Origin of the sequence: Rhodococcus chondri (assembly GCF_036327435.1) — a bacterium.
Taxonomy (GTDB): domain Bacteria; phylum Actinomycetota; class Actinomycetes; order Mycobacteriales; family Mycobacteriaceae; genus Rhodococcus; species Rhodococcus chondri.
Genome location: NZ_JAUZMZ010000006.1, coordinates 48746 through 64663, shown reverse-complemented (window position 1 = coordinate 64663; position 15918 = coordinate 48746). Strand labels below are relative to the sequence as shown.

At 65.9% G+C, this 15918-nt stretch carries 18 protein-coding genes; 7 read left to right on the top strand and 11 right to left on the bottom strand.

The genetic code is table 11. The features are described from left to right. Window positions 1-1149, top strand: a 1149-nt coding sequence (locus tag Q8814_RS02360) for a sulfite reductase subunit alpha (protein WP_330150390.1), incomplete at its 5' end; no start/stop codon positions are given. A 51-nt stretch (window positions 1150-1200) separates the two neighbouring features. Here the strand turns inward: Q8814_RS02360 and Q8814_RS02355 are convergent. From Q8814_RS02355 to Q8814_RS02330, 6 genes are all read right to left on the bottom strand, one after another. Further along, window positions 1201-2589, bottom strand: coding sequence for an ABC transporter substrate-binding protein (locus Q8814_RS02355; protein ID WP_408015804.1), 1389 nt, complete (start codon window positions 2587-2589; stop codon window positions 1201-1203). Between the two features lie 74 nt (window positions 2590-2663). Next, window positions 2664-3368: an SDR family NAD(P)-dependent oxidoreductase gene (locus tag Q8814_RS02350; RefSeq protein WP_330150388.1), complete on the bottom strand. Its 705-nt coding sequence runs from the start codon at window positions 3366-3368 to the stop codon at window positions 2664-2666. Further along, window positions 3365-4171: a TauD/TfdA dioxygenase family protein gene (locus Q8814_RS02345; protein ID WP_330150387.1), complete on the bottom strand. Its 807-nt coding sequence runs from the start codon at window positions 4169-4171 to the stop codon at window positions 3365-3367. Before Q8814_RS02345 ends, Q8814_RS02350 begins: the two co-directional genes overlap by 4 nt. 82 nt (window positions 4172-4253) lie before the next feature. Continuing rightward, window positions 4254-4793, bottom strand: a complete 540-nt coding sequence (locus Q8814_RS02340; protein WP_330150386.1) for a hypothetical protein — start codon at window positions 4791-4793, stop codon at window positions 4254-4256. 65 nt (window positions 4794-4858) lie between these two features. Beyond that, window positions 4859-5329, bottom strand: coding sequence for a hypothetical protein (locus Q8814_RS02335; RefSeq protein WP_330150385.1), 471 nt, complete (start codon window positions 5327-5329; stop codon window positions 4859-4861). A 45-nt stretch (window positions 5330-5374) separates the two neighbouring features. After that, window positions 5375-6763, bottom strand: coding sequence for an aromatic ring-hydroxylating oxygenase subunit alpha (locus Q8814_RS02330; protein WP_330150384.1), 1389 nt, complete (start codon window positions 6761-6763; stop codon window positions 5375-5377). 360 nt (window positions 6764-7123) lie between these two features. Between Q8814_RS02330 and Q8814_RS02325 the strand changes: the two genes are divergently transcribed. Further along, a complete protein-coding gene (locus Q8814_RS02325) occupies window positions 7124-7774 on the top strand; it encodes a TetR/AcrR family transcriptional regulator (RefSeq protein WP_330150383.1) in 651 nt (216 codons plus the stop codon). Window positions 7775-7826: 52 nt separating this feature from the next. Further along, on the top strand, window positions 7827-9887 hold the full coding sequence (locus Q8814_RS02320; RefSeq protein WP_330150382.1) for an elongation factor G-like protein EF-G2: 2061 nt from the start codon (window positions 7827-7829) through the stop codon (window positions 9885-9887). A gap of 10 nt (window positions 9888-9897) precedes the next feature. Here the strand turns inward: Q8814_RS02320 and Q8814_RS02315 are convergent, their stop codons facing one another. Further along, entirely contained in the window at window positions 9898-10392 is a 495-nt protein-coding gene (locus Q8814_RS02315) for a beta-class carbonic anhydrase (protein WP_330150381.1), read from the bottom strand. Between the two features lie 118 nt (window positions 10393-10510). On the opposite strand from Q8814_RS02315, the gene Q8814_RS02310 reads away from it, so the two are divergent. Continuing rightward, on the top strand, window positions 10511-10711 hold the full coding sequence (locus Q8814_RS02310; RefSeq protein ID WP_330150380.1) for a hypothetical protein: 201 nt from the start codon (window positions 10511-10513) through the stop codon (window positions 10709-10711). Here Q8814_RS02310 and Q8814_RS02305 read toward each other — a convergent pair. Next, window positions 10696-11661 carry an ADP-ribosylglycohydrolase family protein gene (locus Q8814_RS02305; RefSeq protein ID WP_330150379.1) on the bottom strand — a complete coding sequence of 322 codons (966 nt, stop codon included), beginning with the start codon at window positions 11659-11661 and terminating at the stop codon, window positions 10696-10698. The genes Q8814_RS02310 and Q8814_RS02305 overlap by 16 nt on opposite strands. Before the next feature lie 61 nt (window positions 11662-11722). On the opposite strand from Q8814_RS02305, the gene Q8814_RS02300 reads away from it, so the two are divergent. After that, the gene (locus tag Q8814_RS02300) at window positions 11723-12385 is read left to right on the top strand and encodes an NUDIX hydrolase (protein WP_330150378.1); all 663 of its coding nucleotides are present in this window, start codon (window positions 11723-11725) and stop codon (window positions 12383-12385) included. Window positions 12386-12392: 7 nt separating this feature from the next. On the opposite strand, the gene Q8814_RS02295 is transcribed toward Q8814_RS02300, so the two are convergent. After that, entirely contained in the window at window positions 12393-13223 is an 831-nt protein-coding gene (locus Q8814_RS02295) for an LLM class flavin-dependent oxidoreductase (RefSeq protein WP_330150377.1), read from the bottom strand. A 10-nt stretch (window positions 13224-13233) separates the two neighbouring features. Continuing rightward, on the bottom strand, window positions 13234-14142 hold the full coding sequence (locus tag Q8814_RS02290; RefSeq protein WP_330150376.1) for a pseudouridine-5'-phosphate glycosidase: 909 nt from the start codon (window positions 14140-14142) through the stop codon (window positions 13234-13236). Between the two features lie 247 nt (window positions 14143-14389). On the opposite strand from Q8814_RS02290, the gene Q8814_RS02285 reads away from it, so the two are divergent. Further along, window positions 14390-14743: a DUF2510 domain-containing protein gene (locus tag Q8814_RS02285; protein ID WP_330150375.1), complete on the top strand. Its 354-nt coding sequence runs from the start codon at window positions 14390-14392 to the stop codon at window positions 14741-14743. A 127-nt stretch (window positions 14744-14870) separates the two neighbouring features. Beyond that, window positions 14871-15323, top strand: a complete 453-nt coding sequence (locus Q8814_RS02280) for a GyrI-like domain-containing protein (RefSeq protein WP_330150374.1) — start codon at window positions 14871-14873, stop codon at window positions 15321-15323. Window positions 15324-15360: 37 nt separating this feature from the next. On the opposite strand, the gene Q8814_RS02275 is transcribed toward Q8814_RS02280, so the two are convergent. Beyond that, the gene (locus tag Q8814_RS02275) at window positions 15361-15912 is read right to left on the bottom strand and encodes a maleylpyruvate isomerase family mycothiol-dependent enzyme (protein ID WP_330150373.1); all 552 of its coding nucleotides are present in this window, start codon (window positions 15910-15912) and stop codon (window positions 15361-15363) included. Window positions 15913-15918 lie beyond the last annotated feature (6 nt).

Below are 15918 nucleotides of genomic sequence, written 5' to 3'. Positions count from 1 at the left end.
GCCCCGGTCGCGCCGGCGCCGGCGCGCGCGAAGTCGCAGTGGACCCGCAAGAACCCGTATCCGGCGACGCTGACCACCAACCGGTTGCTGTCGGGTGACGGTTCCGGCAAGGAGATCCGGCACTACGAATTCGCGCTCGCCGGCTCCGGGCTCGAGTACGAGGCGGGCGACGCACTCAACGTCGTCCCCGTCAACGACACCGCGCTGGTGCAGGCGCTGCTCGATCGGCTCTGCCTCGACGGCGGGGTCGTTCCGGACGGCCACGACGATACGCTCGCGAATCTGCTGACCTACCGGTTCGAGATCACGGCACCGTCCGTCGACCTGCTCGAAGAGGTCGAAAAGCGAACGGGCAACGACGAATTGACGTATGTCCTGCGACACGGCGACAAGGCGGCGCTCGACGAGTGGCTGTGGGGCCGCGACATCCTCGACGTGCTGTCGCTCGAGCCGACACCGGAGCTGAGCGCCGAGGAGTTCGTCGGGCTGCTCAAACCGCTGCAGCACCGGGCGTATTCGATCTCGTCGAGCCCGAACGCGGCCGACGGGTCGGTGCACCTGACGGTCGCCTCGGTGCGGTACGGCACGGACGAGCGGGAACGCCGCGGCGTGTGCTCTACCTTCCTCGCCGATCGCTGCGGCGACGGCACGGTCGGCATCTTCGTGTCGAAGAACAAGTCCTTCCGCGTCCCCGCCGACGACACCGCACCGATGATCATGGTCGGTCCGGGCACCGGCATCGCCCCGTTCCGCGGGTTCCTGCAGGAACGCCGGGCGCGCGGCGCGACCGGAAAGAACTGGCTGTTCTTCGGCGACCAGAAGCGCAGCACCGACTTCGTGTACGAGGACGAACTCACCGAGTTCGTCGATGCGGGTGTGCTCACCCGTCTCGACCTGGCGTTCTCCCGTGACCAGGCCGAGAAGATCTACGTCCAGACCCGCATGCGGGAACACGGTGCGGAGTTGTTCGCGTGGCTCGAGGAGGGTGGCCACTTCTACATCTGCGGCGACGCATTGCGGATGGCGAAGGACGTCGACACGGCACTGCACGAGATCGTTGCCGAGCACGGCGGGATGAGCAGCGAGCAGGCTGCCGAGTACGTCACCACCCTCAAGCGCGAGAAGCGGTACGTGCGCGACGTGTACTGACCCCGGTCTCGGGATCGGATGGCTTCCATCCGATCCCGGGGCCGAGGCTCGTCATTCGAGTTCGTCGATGTTCTTCCCCACATCGGCGAGCGTCATCGGCGTGCCGTAGTCGCCGTCGAATTTGCGCGCAGGAATGTCACACCGGTAGAGCCCGTCGTCGGCACCGAAGTCTGCGGGCATCCACCCGTCCGATGTCGCTCGCTCGATGTTGAAGCACGGCTGCGGAGGCAGCGGTTGCGCCAGGTTCGACGCCACGTGCAGGCCGCCCCCGGTCCACGCGGTCTCCTGCGCAGCCGTGTCGTACACGCACCGGCGTGTCAGCGCGTCGCCGCAGGCCGACGCCGCCTTCGCAAACAGCAACCATGACGACCACGCCCGCATCGCGGGAAGGGTGATCTGCGCATCTGGTGCGTACTGTGCGTACAGCTCGCGTAGTTGCGCCACGGCGGCCTCGTCGCTCCCGAGCGGAGCGACACCGCTGAGATCGACGACGTTGTTCTGGAAATCCGCAGACTTGCCCAACAGCGCGATGAACTGCTCGTTGTACGCGTTGTTGTTGGCGTCGATCCAGTCGAGCTTGTAATCCATATTGGTCAGCGACTCTTCGAGCTTCGCGAGTTGTTGCCACGTACCCATGAAGATGAGCCCCCGGACACCTTTGCTCTTGATGGCCTGGGCGTACGGCGTCCAGTCCGCCACCCCCATGGCCGGGTAGAGCTCGTCGTAGATGACGGTCGCCCCCAGGTCCTCGAGCGTCTCGCGGTTCATCGCCCCGATCGTTCTGGTGACCCCGGAGTCACCGTTGATCATGCCGACGGCATTCTTGGAATCCGGATACGCCTCGTCGACCGCCCAGGTACGGAACCCCACGTAGTTGTCGTACCCGGGGATCTTTGCCGGCGAGGCGCTGATCTCCAGATCCGCACCCGCGGCCTTCTCCTGCACCGTCTGGGCGGGGAAGCTCGGCAGCATGCACTCGAGTCTCTCCTCGACACCGAGCGCATCGAGACCGGTGCCGCCTCCCACGAGAGCGAAGTCTTCGCGGCAGGCCTCGATCATCCGCTGACGGGGTTCCATCAGTTTCGCGTCGCGTGTCACGGCGACGAGCTCGCGGCCGTCGATTCCTCCGGCGTCGTTGCACCAGGACGTGAACACCTTTGCTGCATCGATGAATTCCGAGTTCTTGGTAAACCCGATATCGGAGAACACCCCGACGTTGATGGCGTCGGCGGCCACCCCCTGTGCCGATGCGGACGAGGCATCCCCGGGCTGACAAACCCCGGTCAGATCACCGAAATCTGCAGCAGTCACGGAGTCGGACCGACCCGGCCCGGAGTCCGTTTCTGTGGTGGCGCCTCGACCACCGCATCCGGTGGCGAGCACGGCGACCGCCGCGAACACGACAAACGGTTTGTGTAGTTTCAAGAATCGTTCCTTCATCGGGGGCCTGTGACGGCCGAAGGGGTGCAACTCGCATGATCGCCGCACTTCACCATCGCGACGGAAAATCGGGCTCAAGTGTTGCGGCCACCGTTCACCCCGAGAATCTGGCCGGTGATGTAACCGGCTTCCTCCGAGATGAGGAACGAGCACGCGGCCGCGATATCCTCCGGCCGACCGCTCCTGCGGACCGGTGTGCGCTGGATGTGCTCGTCGATGGTCCCGCCGAGCAAACCTTTGCCCTCGGCGCGGCGCAGCATCGGGGTGTCGACGAATCCCGGCGGCACGGCGTTGACCGTGATCCCCTCCGGGCCATACTCCAGGGCAAGGGATTTGGTGAGGCCGTTGACACCGGACTTGGCAGCGACGTAAGCGGACATGAACGGTTGTCCCGAGTGCGTGCTCGACGAGGAGATGTTCACGATCCGGCCCCAGCCGGCCTCGATCATGTCGGGCAACGCCGCCTGCGTGCAGTGGAAGACACCATGCAGGTTGACGTCGATCGCGCGCTGCCAGGCGTCGAACGTGAGATTGAGGAATCGTTTGTACACCTCGACGCCCGCGCCGTTCACCAGAATTGTGACGGGACCGAGCCGCTCACGTACTTCGGCCAGAGCGGAGTCGACCCGCGCACGGTCGGTCACATCGACGTTGTATTCGAGTTCGCCGCCGGAGGTCGCAATGTCGAACACCGCAACCTGATGGCCGTCCTTGCGTAACCGTTCCACGACCGCACGTCCGATTCCCGAACCACCCCCGGTGACGACTGCGGTTTTCATGCCCATGCCTCGTCTCCGACGATCGTCGTCCGCTGCATGAGTCGCTCGGACTTCGGGTCGTACTGCTGCGCCCGGTGGAGCATGCCGGTATTGTCCCAGATCACCAGGTCACCCACCTCCCATTGGTGCAGGTAGGAAAATTGCTCCTGGGTTGTCCAGGCAAGCAACTCGTCGAGAAGCTTCCGGCTCTCGTCCGCATCCATCCCCACGATGTGATCGGCGGTCGCACCGATCACCAGGGAGCGCCGGCCGTCCCGTCGTTTCCAGACCAGCGACGACTCGTTCTTGGGCAGAGTGCGCCAGAAGGCTACCTGCTGATCCGTGGGATCGGGATATACGGTCCGCTGCGCGGCTTCGAAGCTGTGCACCACGCGCAGTCCCTCGTACCGCTTCTTCTCGTGTTCCGGCAGGTTCTCGTACGCTGCGTAGGTACTGGCGAACTCGGTGCCGCCGCCCACCTCGGCAATCTTTCTGGCGGTGAGTGTGGTCGCCTTCGCTGGAACCATGTTGGTCGTGTCGTCGATGTGCCAGCTGAAGGTTCCCTTCAGATACTCTGCCGCCACCGTCTTTTCGGGGTCGAGTGACACCGTCATGATTTCTTCGTTCGGTAGCGGTTTCACGAGTTCACCAAGGCAACGGCTGAAGGCGATCTGCGCCTCGTTGTCGAGGTGCAACCCTCTGATCAGCACGACGCCCCGCCATTTCAGGGCTTCGGTCACCCGGGCGACAACCGCTTCGTCCACAAGGCTGTCGACGCCTTCGAATTCGGTCCCGAAAAGTGGGCTGAGCGCAACGGACTCCATGCTGGAGATGTCCTTTCGTACATAGGAAGAGAGAAACCGGGTGGTGGCACCGATCGGCCCCGATGCCACCATCGGCGGAATCTCAGATAGTGACGCCGGCCTTCTCGAGGCAGCGGTCGAGCGCTTCGAGATACTCGGCGTTACCGTGGAACGGGCCGCTGGTGCCGATCGCCACTTCCAGGAAGGCGCTGTACTCGTCGTTGACGTGGGTTTCCCAACGGGTGATTTCGCCTCGATCGTTGGTCTCGACGAAACTGTAGGAGTAGAAACCCATCCCGGTTCCATCCACGGTGTGGCCGTGCCAGCGGGTTTTCATGACGAACCCGTTGGCGGCGGGCCAGTATTTGAAGTCCGTCGGCTTCCAGTCCGGGAAGGTGAGCGAGTAGGCCTTCGCCTCCATCGTCGCGGCCTTGCCCGTATCCGCCAGAGCCTCACTCATGACGATAACCTCGTCACCCGTGAAGTAGGGCGAGGTGTAAATCGCGCCTTCTGCGAACTTCCACGCTTCCTGACCGTGTTCGTCGGTGTATTCCTCACCGTCCTGCACACCCTGTCGCAGGTACGCGTTCCGGTAGCTCTCCGCCATCCGGCGGTGCTGGGCGAGTAGTTCCTCGGTATTCACAGGACTCCTTTGTTCGGGTCGAATTTTCGACGCGCTGCGCTGAGCATCGCGGCGGGACAGGTGTGTCATTTCGAGATTTGGACGTCTTCGTAACTGCCCAGCATCGCGTTCTCGGGCAGTGCCATCTGGAGATAGAGGTCGATGCGGGTGATCTTTCCGGCGTCGTCGAATTCGTAGATCGACACGGAATTGACAACGTTGGAGAACTCCCCGACGCTGCTTCGCTCCTCGAGCTCCAAGATCACCACGTCGGGTGTTTCTGTAATGCGTTTGAACGAGCCCTCCCACTGCGCGGAGGGAGCCCAGTTCGTGAGGAAGCCGACGTATTCGGTCCAGTTCATCACCTCCTTGAAGTTGCCGACACGGACGAATTCGTCGGTAGCGACCAGTTCGGCGAGCGGCGACCAGCTGCCGGTCGTGAACCCGTGCTGCTCGGCTCGGTCCACGAGTGACTTCATGACAAGGCTGTACTCGAGCACCGTGCGTGATCGACCGGTGTAGTCGTCCGCGACGTCGGCGATTTCCTGCAACTGCATGTGCATCTCCTTGGGCTGGATACTCTTGCGCGCAAGCGGGATTGTTCAGACTCCGGGGCTTTCGGCGAGATACCGGTCGAGGACCGAATGGAAGTGAGCCACCACCACTTCCTCCGAGACCAGGGTCAAGTGGTCGAGTGCCTTGTTGCGGAGGCCGCGCTGCTGGCGGGGCATCTGCTCGTAGTCCTGCTGGAGGGCTTCGAAGTACTTGAACTCACCGGGCTCTTCGACCTCGATGGGCTCGGCGCGGAGGACGTCTTTCATCTCGTCGGGTAGCCACATGACGCTCGTGATCTGCCAGATACAGCGATTGGGATCACCCCCGGGATCGGGTTGGGCCAGAATGACCGTGGCCTCACCGGCACGAACGGTCATGAAGAAGTTGGGGAACAGCACCCAGCCGTGGTTGTCACTCATCTGGGCGTCGGTCAGAGCACTCACGTCCAGTCCGATCCCCGTCAGGACCTCTCGCGTAGCCCGCTGAAGAACGGTTCGCGCGGTGACTCCCTCGGGGAACACCAGGGGTTCGCCCTCGACGCGGTACTCGTCGACCAATTCTTCGAATCTCGGCAGGGTACGCAGGAGGGACGGAAAGGTCTCGGGCAGTTCGCGAATACCGTCCACCTGCTCCTCGGGACCGTACTTGTCGACGTTCGCGACTTCGAACGGTGAACAGGCAACCGAATGTCGGCCCAGGAACCGGTATCTGCTCTTTTCCGATTCGATCGTGATCGCGCGCAACAACTGTGGGTGGATGCCCGAGATGTGATAGCCCTCGGAGAAGGCGTCGACCACAACCTTCCAGTTGCATTCGAGCGCCTCGCGCACGTCCATCACCGTGATCATCTCGTCGAGCCGGTACGGCTCGAGCATCTCGAGCACTTCGGCCCCGAGGTATTCGGCGAGCGGCGCGGCGTTCGGGTCGGGGTTGATGAAGACGAAGCCGGCGCAAGTGTCGGCCGACACCTCCAGCAGGGAGTTCTCGCCTTTGTCGATCGGCTCGAGGTTCTTCTCCCGGAGGATCCCGCGGAGCTTTCCGTCGAGGTCGTAGGACCACAGATGGTATTGACACAGAAAACGCTTGGAGTTCCCTCGTCCGGTGCACAGCGGATTTCCGCGGTGCCGGCAGGCATTGACGAAGCCACGGATGCGCTTGTCCTTGCCGCGGACGAGGATGTAGGACTGGTCGAACAGCTGGTAGACCTTCCAGTCGCCGATCTCGGGCAGTTCGGAAACACGCCCTGCGACCTGCCACGTTTTCATCCAGATCGTTTCCCGCTCGCGTTCCTGAATTTCGCGGGAGACGTAGCGGTCGGTAGGAATCGTCATGTTGTATCGGTCGGGGGCGATATCCGCGAGGCCCTCTGCGGTGTCCACCCAGTCTCCTGGCCGATTCGAGCGGTCTTCGCTCGTCCTGGGTTGTGTTGTGGTCATGAACCCGTGCTCCTTTGCATTGGCAACGAACGCTGTGACGCAGGTGTGAAGCAAACGGCGACGTCGGACTCCCGGCGCGAGACTCGACGGCCGGCGCGAATCGGCGCGCTCGTGCGGGGCCTTCGTAGTGCGAAGAAAACCAATCACGTGATTGGTTTAGTATGTTGCATCTCACATTCTCCATTGTCAACAGTGTGATTCTCGAAGCAGAGCTAATGACTTCCGCAGAGCGCCAGTCATATTGGCCGCCCCTGCCGGCCCGGGGCGCAGACGCCGAGCGATTCCGCTGCCACGGCGTGGGCAGGCGCGCCGTGGGCGTGACATGCTGCGTGGACGTCCGTCGTCGAGAGGGGAGCTGCCGTGTCGTCCTCGTCGTCGCAGATCGGCCGGCCGGTCGGCGCCAAGAGCGAAGAGACGCGTCGACGCATACTCGCGTCTGCCATGCGCTGTGTTGCAGAGGTCGGCTACTCGCGGGCCACCATCCGGGAGATCGCGCGCCTCGCCGGAATAACCAGTGGCAGCCTCTACCACTACTTCCCGAACAAGGCCGAGATCGTCAAGGCGGCCTTCACGGAGATCGCAGACGTATCCCTGCCCCGCCTGGCGGCCGCAGCCGACCGCACCCCAGGCGTCCTGAACCAGATCCTGGCCGTACTGGACGAAGGCGGACAACTACTTCGCGACAACCCCCACGCGGTCGCGTTCGATCGCGCGCTCCGGGTGGAGAGTGCAGAGCACCTGCATCTGGACCAGGACAGCGACATGATCTACATGGGCTTGCGGGCCGTCATCCGCCGGATCATCGAGCAGTCGCACCGGGAAGGCACCTTGACCGCCGACGCAGACATCGATGGCACAACCGACGCGATCTTCGCCATCTTCCAGGGATTGAGCGACCACGCGGCCACCGCAACTCCCGAGCAGTATCGAGCGACGAGCCGTGCCATCGCACTCCTCATCCGGGGTTCGCTGTTCGACCCCGCTCCGGGTGCCGTGACATTCGGCCGTTGAACAGCGTGCAACCCGCCTAGACTGTGCTCCAACTCGCACAAGGAGCACGCCGATGCCCGATCGCACCGCTGCACGCACCCGGCAGGCGCCCACCGCCGACAGTCCCGACCGGATCCGCAACGTCGTGCTGGTCGGGGCGAGCGCCTCCGGCAAGACCACTCTCGCCGAATCGCTCGCGTTCGCGTCCGGGGCGATCGGGCGGGCGGGCCGCGTCGTCGACGGCACCACGGTCTCCGACTACGAGGAGATCGAGCAGCAACATCGCAGGTCGGTCCAGCTCGCGGTGCTGCCGCTCGAATGGAACGGCATCAAGATCAACCTGATCGACACGCCGGGACACCCCGATTTCGATGCGGAGTTACGTGCCGGCCTGCACGCCGCCGACGCCGCGGTGTTCGTCGTGTCCGCCACCGACCCCATCACCGCCGCCACCAGGGCGCTGTGGCGCGAATGCAACGACGAGAACCTCCCCCGCGCCATCGTCGTCTCCAAACTCGACATCGCCCGCCACAGCTACGACGAGATGCTCACCGAGTGCCACGACGCGTTCGGTCTCGGCCCCGACACCGTGCGGGCACTGTTCTACCCCGTCTACGACGGCGACCGCCCGGTCGGGTCGATGGGTCTGCTCACCGGCCGCAGTTTCGGAGAACCTGGTCCGTGCCCCGTCTCCGATGCCGCGCGGGAGAGTCTCGTCGAAGCCATTTCCGGGCAGGACGACACCCTCATGGAGCGGTTCATCGCCGGCGAACAACTCGACACCGCGTCGCTGCAGGACGGGCTTACCCGCGAAATACTTTCCTGCACTTTGCATCCCACGGTTCCCGCTACCGAGGCCGGCGTCGGAGCGGTGGAACTGCTCGAACTGATCACTACCGGGTTTCCCGATCCCACCCACCGCCGCGGAACGGGTCCTGCCTGCGATCCGGACGCACCGCTCGCCGCGCAAGTGGTACGCGTGACCGGAGACTCGTATGTCGGACGCATCAGCCTCGTACGGATCTATGCCGGCACTCTGCGACCGGACGTGACCGTGGCGCTGACCGGCGGCGACCGCGACACCCGCGAACGCGTCCCCGCGCTCACCGGCCCGTTCGGCAAACAGCAGCGACCTGTCGGCGAGGCCGTGGCCGGCGATCTCGTGTGCGTGAGCAAGCTCGCCACCGCGCAACCCGGCGACACACTGTCCGATCCGGATCATCCGGTGCACCTCGACCCCTGGCCGATGCCCGCACCGCTGCTGCCGATCGCCATCGAGGCGCACACCCGCACCGACGACGACAAGCTGTCGCAGGCCCTGTCCCGCCTCGCCGCCGAAGATCCCGCCGTCCGCGTCGAGCAGAACCCGGATACCAATCAGGTGGTGCTGTGGTGCACCGGCGAGGCGCACGCCGAACTCGTCCTGGATCGTCTCCGGACGCGGCACGGCGTCAACGTCGACACCGTCGAGCACCGGGTTCCGATGCGCGAGACCTTCGGGGCGCCCGCCAAGGGGCACGGCCGGCTGGTCAAGCAGTCCGGTGGGCACGGCCAATACGCGGTGTGCGACGTCGAGGTCGAACCGCTGCCCGTGGGCAGCGGTGTCGTGTTCGCCGAGCGTGTCGTCGGCGGTGCGGTACCCCGCCAGTTCATTCCGTCGGTGGAGAAGGGCGTGTACGCGCAGGCCGTCAAGGGAGTGTCGACGGGCTATCCGCTGGTCGATGTACAGGTCACCCTCGTCGACGGCAAAGCACATTCGGTCGATTCGTCCGACGCCGCCTTCCAGGCCGCAGCGGGCCTGGCGTTACGGGATGCCGCCTCCCACAGCGCGATCCGGGTGCTCGAGCCCGTCGCGGCGGTGCGCATCACCCTGCCCGAGGAATATCTGGGCGCCGTCCTGGGCGATCTGTCGACGCGGCGCGGGCGGGTGCTGGGCACCGAATCTCCCGAACCGGGTATCGCTCTGCTGCGTGCGGAGGTACCCGAATTGGAACTGAACCGCTACCCCATCGACCTGCGCGCCCTCACGCAGGGCACCGCCGACTTCGCCCGCGGGTATCTGCGACACGAACCGATGCCCGATGCGCTCGCCGCGCAATTCACCGGCGAGAACACCGGCAACGGACGCTCCTGAGCCGTACCGATCAACCGGGCAGCACCTCGTCGAGTTTTCCTGTCGCGACGTCGAATACGAATCCTCGTAGCGACGTGGTCTTGGTGACGAACGGGCTGGCCTCGACGCGCCGCAACGATTGGCGTACGTCTTCGGCCGGGTCCGGGAACGCCTCGGGCGCCCAGTGTGGACGGATGCCGATCTCGTCCTGGATCGCCCGCTTGAACTCGTCGTCGGTGAAGGTCAGCATTCCGCAGTCGGTGTGGTGGATCAGCACGATCTCGTGGGTGCCCAGCAGCCGCTGGCTGATGGCGAGGGAGCGGATCACGTCGTCGGTGACTGCACCACCGGCGTTACGGATGACGTGCGCCTGGCCTTCCTCGATACCGAGGGCCCGGTAGACATCGAGCCGGGCGTCCATGCAGGCCACGACGGCGATGTGCTTGCTCGGCGGCAACGGCAGCGGCCCGGAGAAGCCTTCTGCATAGCCCGTGTTGTTGTTGAGAAACTCGTCGGTGACGGTCATGGCAATCTCCCTCGCATCCGGGTTGGGTGCACGACGTTCTCCATGGCCGCGCACCCCGATCGTTTCGAACAGCCTCCCGCCGGGTATCGCTCGTCCTGGCGACGAAAGGATACCCGCGATGACCGAACACGACGGATCGACCGAGCACGAGGGATCGACCGAACCCAAAGACGATCTCACCGGTGAGGAGCTGTCCAAGCTGGTGGACGACATGGAACAGCGTGTCGAGACCGAGCGGGACGAGCAGAACGTACCGGGTAGCGCCTCCGACCGGGAGGAAACGAAGCAGATCGAACCCGAGGATCAAGCCCCGGAATAACTTTCGTCGCGTCCGCCCGAGGCCGTCGCAAGCGCAAGATCGACGAGGTCGCTCGCGCGGTAGCCCGGCCAGCCGTGCAGCATCTGCTGCCAGCGGGCGGGCACCGCCGAGGCACCCCACCGCGCACCGAGGAGTCCCCCGGCGATGGCCGCGGTGGTGTCGGTGTCGCCGCCGGCGCGTACCGCCAGTTCGAGGGCCTGCTGCAGGTGTTCGGGTCCGGAGGCGTCGGCGTGGGCGATCGCCCACCACGCGGTCTGCAGCGCGTGCACCACCCAACCATTGTTGTGGAAGACCGCCGCGGTCTCCGCGGTTTCGGCCTCGTCGAGCAGGCCACGCCAGTAGGTCGCGGGCTCCGCGGGCAATTCACCGAGAGCCAGGCGGACGCCGTCGAACGTGCCGTGCAGGACGGCGTGCCGGATCGCGTACGACCACAGCTGACAGGCTTCGATCGCCCGCGGGTCGGCGTGGGTCAGGGCGCTGATCTCCCGCGCTGCCGCGAGGCACGCGGCGCTGTCGTCGAGGTGGGCGATGCCCACCGGCGCTGTGCGCATGAGCGAGCCGTTGCCGCCCGTGCGTCCGGTGAGACCGCGGGCCTTGCGCTGCATCGCCTCGGCGGTCGGTGAGCAGCCCTGCAGTACGGTGCGGGTCTGGTTGCCGATGTCCTTCGGCCGGGTGTCGTACCAGCGCACGAACTGTGCGGCGATCGCGTCGAGGCCGTCGCCGTGCTCGATGGGGGTTCCGGTCGCGGAGATCTCCGCGATGGCGAGCGCCATGGAGGTATCGTCGGTCCACTCTCCCGGCGCGAAGGGACCGAGTCCACCGCCGATCATCTCGATGGGCACGTCGGGTCGCGGGTAGGTGAATTCGTACCCTGCGCCGAGCGCGTCGCCCGCCGCCGTGGCGACCAGAACTCCTGCCGCCCGGTCGTTCTGCACTGCCGTCAGCCTCATGGCTCCCCTTTGCTCAATGTTGCGCTAACTACATTAGCGCATATTTGATTCAATTGTCGACATGCCCCCCGAACGAGACGCCGAGGCACTCACCGACTACCCGCGCCCGTCCGTGGCCGTCGACGTGGCAGTCCTGACCGTCGTCGACGACGCCGTGAAGGTACTGGTGGTCGAGCATGCGCGCGGAGGCCACGCACTCCCCGGAACATTTCTTCATCCGGGCGAGCGCCTCGCCGACGCCGCCGACCGCGCCCTCCGCGACAAGGCCGGCCTGGTCGGGGTGCACTTCCACCAGTTGGCGATGCTCGACGACCCCGAGCGCGACGATCGCGGCTGGGTGCTGTCCATGGCACACAGCGCGGCGGTGTCGGCGCGCTCGGTCCCCGGCGGGGCGATATTCATATCCGTCACCGACACAGCAGATCTCGCGTTCGACCACGCCATCATCGTTCAGATGGCCGTCGACGACCTGCGGCGAAGGTACGCGCAGGCCGTGGACCCGGCGAGATTGATCGGCGACGAATTCACCGTTCTCGAGCTGCGCCGGTTGTACGAGGTGATCTACCGTCGCCGATACCCGAAGGACACCTTCCGCCGCCACATGTCGATCGGGCTCGAGCCCACCGGCGCGCTGCAACGCGAGGGCACCGGCCGCCCGGCCGAGATCTACCGCCGCAGCGGGATCGCGCTCCCACCGAGCGCGACTGCCTTCCTGTCGCAATAAGTTCAGTTCACACGGCGTTGCGGACGCGGGGAAACACCTCGCGCGCGAGATGCGTGAGCGCAGCTTCGTCCGCGGGACCGTCGAAGACGAAACTGTCGAATCGCAACTCCGTCGCGATCCGGATCAGCAGGTCGGGAAGCTCGTCCACCGGGACGTCGGCACCGACGTTGAGGACCCGGCGGATCGACGCCGGGTCGCGTCCGGCCTTCTCCGCCGCCGCGTCGAGCGTCGCCGTCGCCTCGGCAAGTCCTTCCGGACCCGCGAACCCGAGCGACGGTACCCACCCGTCGGCATGTTCGCCGATCAACCACAGCATGCGCGGCTTGTACGCGCCGAGCCAGATCCCGATCGGATGCGCCGGCCGAGGGCCGGGATGGACGCCTCCCAGCGAATAGAACTCCCCGTCGAACCGCACCGACCGCTCAGCGCTCCACATCAGCCGCATCACCTCGATGGCCTCCGCCAGCGCGCGCACCGCCTCGCCCGCCGCGCGGCGCGGGCCACCGAACGCGGCGATCGCGTCCCAGAACCCGCCGGCACCGACACCCATTTCGACCCGGCCGCCGGTGAGCACATCCAAACTGGCCGCCGACTTCGCGAGAACCGCGGGCGGACGCAACGGCAGGCACGCCACATCCGGAAACACCGTGAGATGTTGCGTGCTCACCGCAACAGCGGTCAACAGCGTCCACGAGTCCAGAAACCGTCGCTGGTACGGATGGTCCTGAATGCCGACGAGATCGAAGCCCAACCGGTCCAGGGTTCGGGCGGTTCGCAGCAGAGTGCCTGCCTCTGCCGCGGCAGGCGTCAAGAAGTAGCCGAATCGGATCTGACCCATACCGGTCCTCTCACGAAGCGAGCGCAGACGCGATCGCCGCAGCCACCCCCACATTTCCGCGATAGACCGCGACGTTCGTATCGAGTGTGCGGCCTTGTGTGCCCCGGTGCATGTGTTCGAGGAGAAACGGAGTCATCGCCTTACCCCGGATGCCCGCGGCGGCCGCAGCGTGTTCGGCGTCCGCCAGCACCCGAGCGTGCAGTGCGGGATCGACCTGCGCATCGGCGGCGACCGGATTCGCGACGAGCACCGCCGTCCGCAGACCGAGGTCGTCGCGGGCACGGGCCACCGCAGCCACCTCTTCGGGTGAACCGACGTCGTCGACCGTGCAACCGCTGTCGCGCACATAGAATCCGGGGAACCGCGTGGTCCGGTACCCGACCACGGTCACACCGAGTGTCTCGAGTCGCTCGAGGGTAGCGGGAATGTCGAGAATCGACTTCACCCCCGCGGTTACGACCGTGATCGGAATCGACGACAGCGCAACGAGATCCGCGCTCTCGTCGAATGTGGACGACGCACCCCGGTGCACTCCCCCGAGCCCACCGCTGGCGAACACCGCGATGCCCGCACGGTGTGCGAGGAACGCGGTCGCGGCCACGGTCGTGCCACCGTGCAGGCCTTTCGCGGCAGCCACCGGCAGATCCCGGCCACTGACCTTCACCGCGCCCGAGCCCTCGCGGCCCAGCGCCTCGATTTGACGATGCGACAATCCGACCGTCGGAACACCTCCGACCACCCCGATCGTCGCCGGGAGAACGCCGGCGTCCCGCAGTCGCTGTTCGGCTTCGAACGCCACGTCGAGGTTGCGTGGGCGAGTGAGACCGTGCGTGAAGATCGTCGATTCGAGCGCCACGACGGGTCGCCGCTCGGCGACGGCTGCGCGTACGTCCTCGGCAACGACAACCCGTGTGCTCATGACCCGACGATATGCGTCCGTGCCCGGTTCGACGTCCCGATCGAACGGGCAGCCTCCACTGCCGAAAGTAACGAAACAGTGGCGGCACCGATGTCCTGTATGGCATCGGTGTGTTGCCTCGAGGACGCATTACGCCGCCTCGTCTCCGCTTCGGGGGCAGGCAACCGTCCGGACAAGGAGATCTCATGGTTCTCGGAGCGCTCGCTGCCCCCGCGTCGCAGCAGCCGGCCTCGGCAGGGGTTCGGCCATGACTTCCCCACAGCTGCCCGGGTGGTACCCGGAGCCCGGCTACGACCGTCTCGAGCGTTGGTGGAACGGCCAGCACTGGACCCGGGCGGCGCGACCTCGCATCTCGCTCGACCCCGCCCTCGGCACGGCCGTCGCCACATCGCGCGCCTCTATGTCGACCGACGCCAAACGTGCCTGGCTCATCACTGCGATCGCTGCGGCGGCATTCACGATATGGGGATACACGACAGTGGCCTCCGAACCCGCGCCGGCACCGGCACCGCCCTCGGTGTCGAACCCTGTCACCCACGGCTCCGGAGCCGAACCCCGGCCCGCGGAAGGCGGGGCGCCGGACGCCGGACGCGCTCCCTGACAATCGGAGCATTGACGAGCCCCGGAATCGCGCAGATTATCGCGGGGAGTCCGCTACGACCGACGGAACGGATCTCGCACTCTCCGGGGCCGTCCGTGGTCGGCCTGACACGTACCGAGGAGGAGCAATGCCGCACATTGTTCACGCTGCGCCGCGCCATCTGGTCGCCGTCGAGTTCCACACCGACATCGCCCACATCGGGGAGCACCTCGGTCGGGCATACACCGCCGTGGCGGAATACCTCGAACGGTCCGGGCGGCCACCGAGCGGGGCTGCGATCGCCTACTTCCGGAACTTCACCGAAGGGGGCTTCGACTGCGCCGCCGGATTCGAAGTGGACGCGCCTCTCGACGGGGAGGGGGACGTCGTCCCCGTCGACCTACCGGGCGGCGGCGCCGCCACCGACACTCATCACGGCCCCTACGACACGCTCGAGCACACCTACGAGGCGCTCGCCACGTGGGCAGCGCACGAGGGCCACGAACTCGACCTGACTACGGCGTGGGAGGAGTACCCCTGCCCACCGGACACTCCCGCCGAGGAACTGCGCACCGTCGTGTACGTGCCGGTCCGCGAATGACCGGAACACACGGCGGCACCGCGATGGACGAGCTGCGTCAGCGCTCGGTGCGACGACCCAGCCGAGCGAGGATGCGTGCCTGCCGGTCGGCACCCTCGGGAGCCGGAACTCCGGGCTTGCAGACGCCGTCCATGTAGATGGCGTCGCCGAAACTGTCGGCACCCGCCTCCATCCGGTCCAATTCCGTGTCGGTGAAGGTCACGTCGACCCCGGCCGCCTGCGCTATGTCCCACCGATGCACAAGCAGGTCCCAGATGTAGAACTGCTCGAAGGTAGCGCCGACGGTGGTGGGTCCGAAGTAGCCCTCGAAAGCGGTGGCCGGCACCGAGTCGTCGGCCATCAGCCGGGCGACGCGCGCGGTGTGCTCACGCCACGCAGAGGCCGGGTCGCCGAGGGACGGCCGCTCACCCGGATCGAATCCGCGTCCGGAGAAAAATTCCCGTTGCGTGTCGATGATGTGGGCGACCACGTCGCGGGCGGTCCAGCCCTCACAGGGTGATTCCTTGTCCCATGCTTCCGGGTCGAGCCCGGTGATGACCGCGGTCAACGGCTGCTCGGCTTCTTCATGTCGGGTCGCTGTTGTATTCATGAAGGC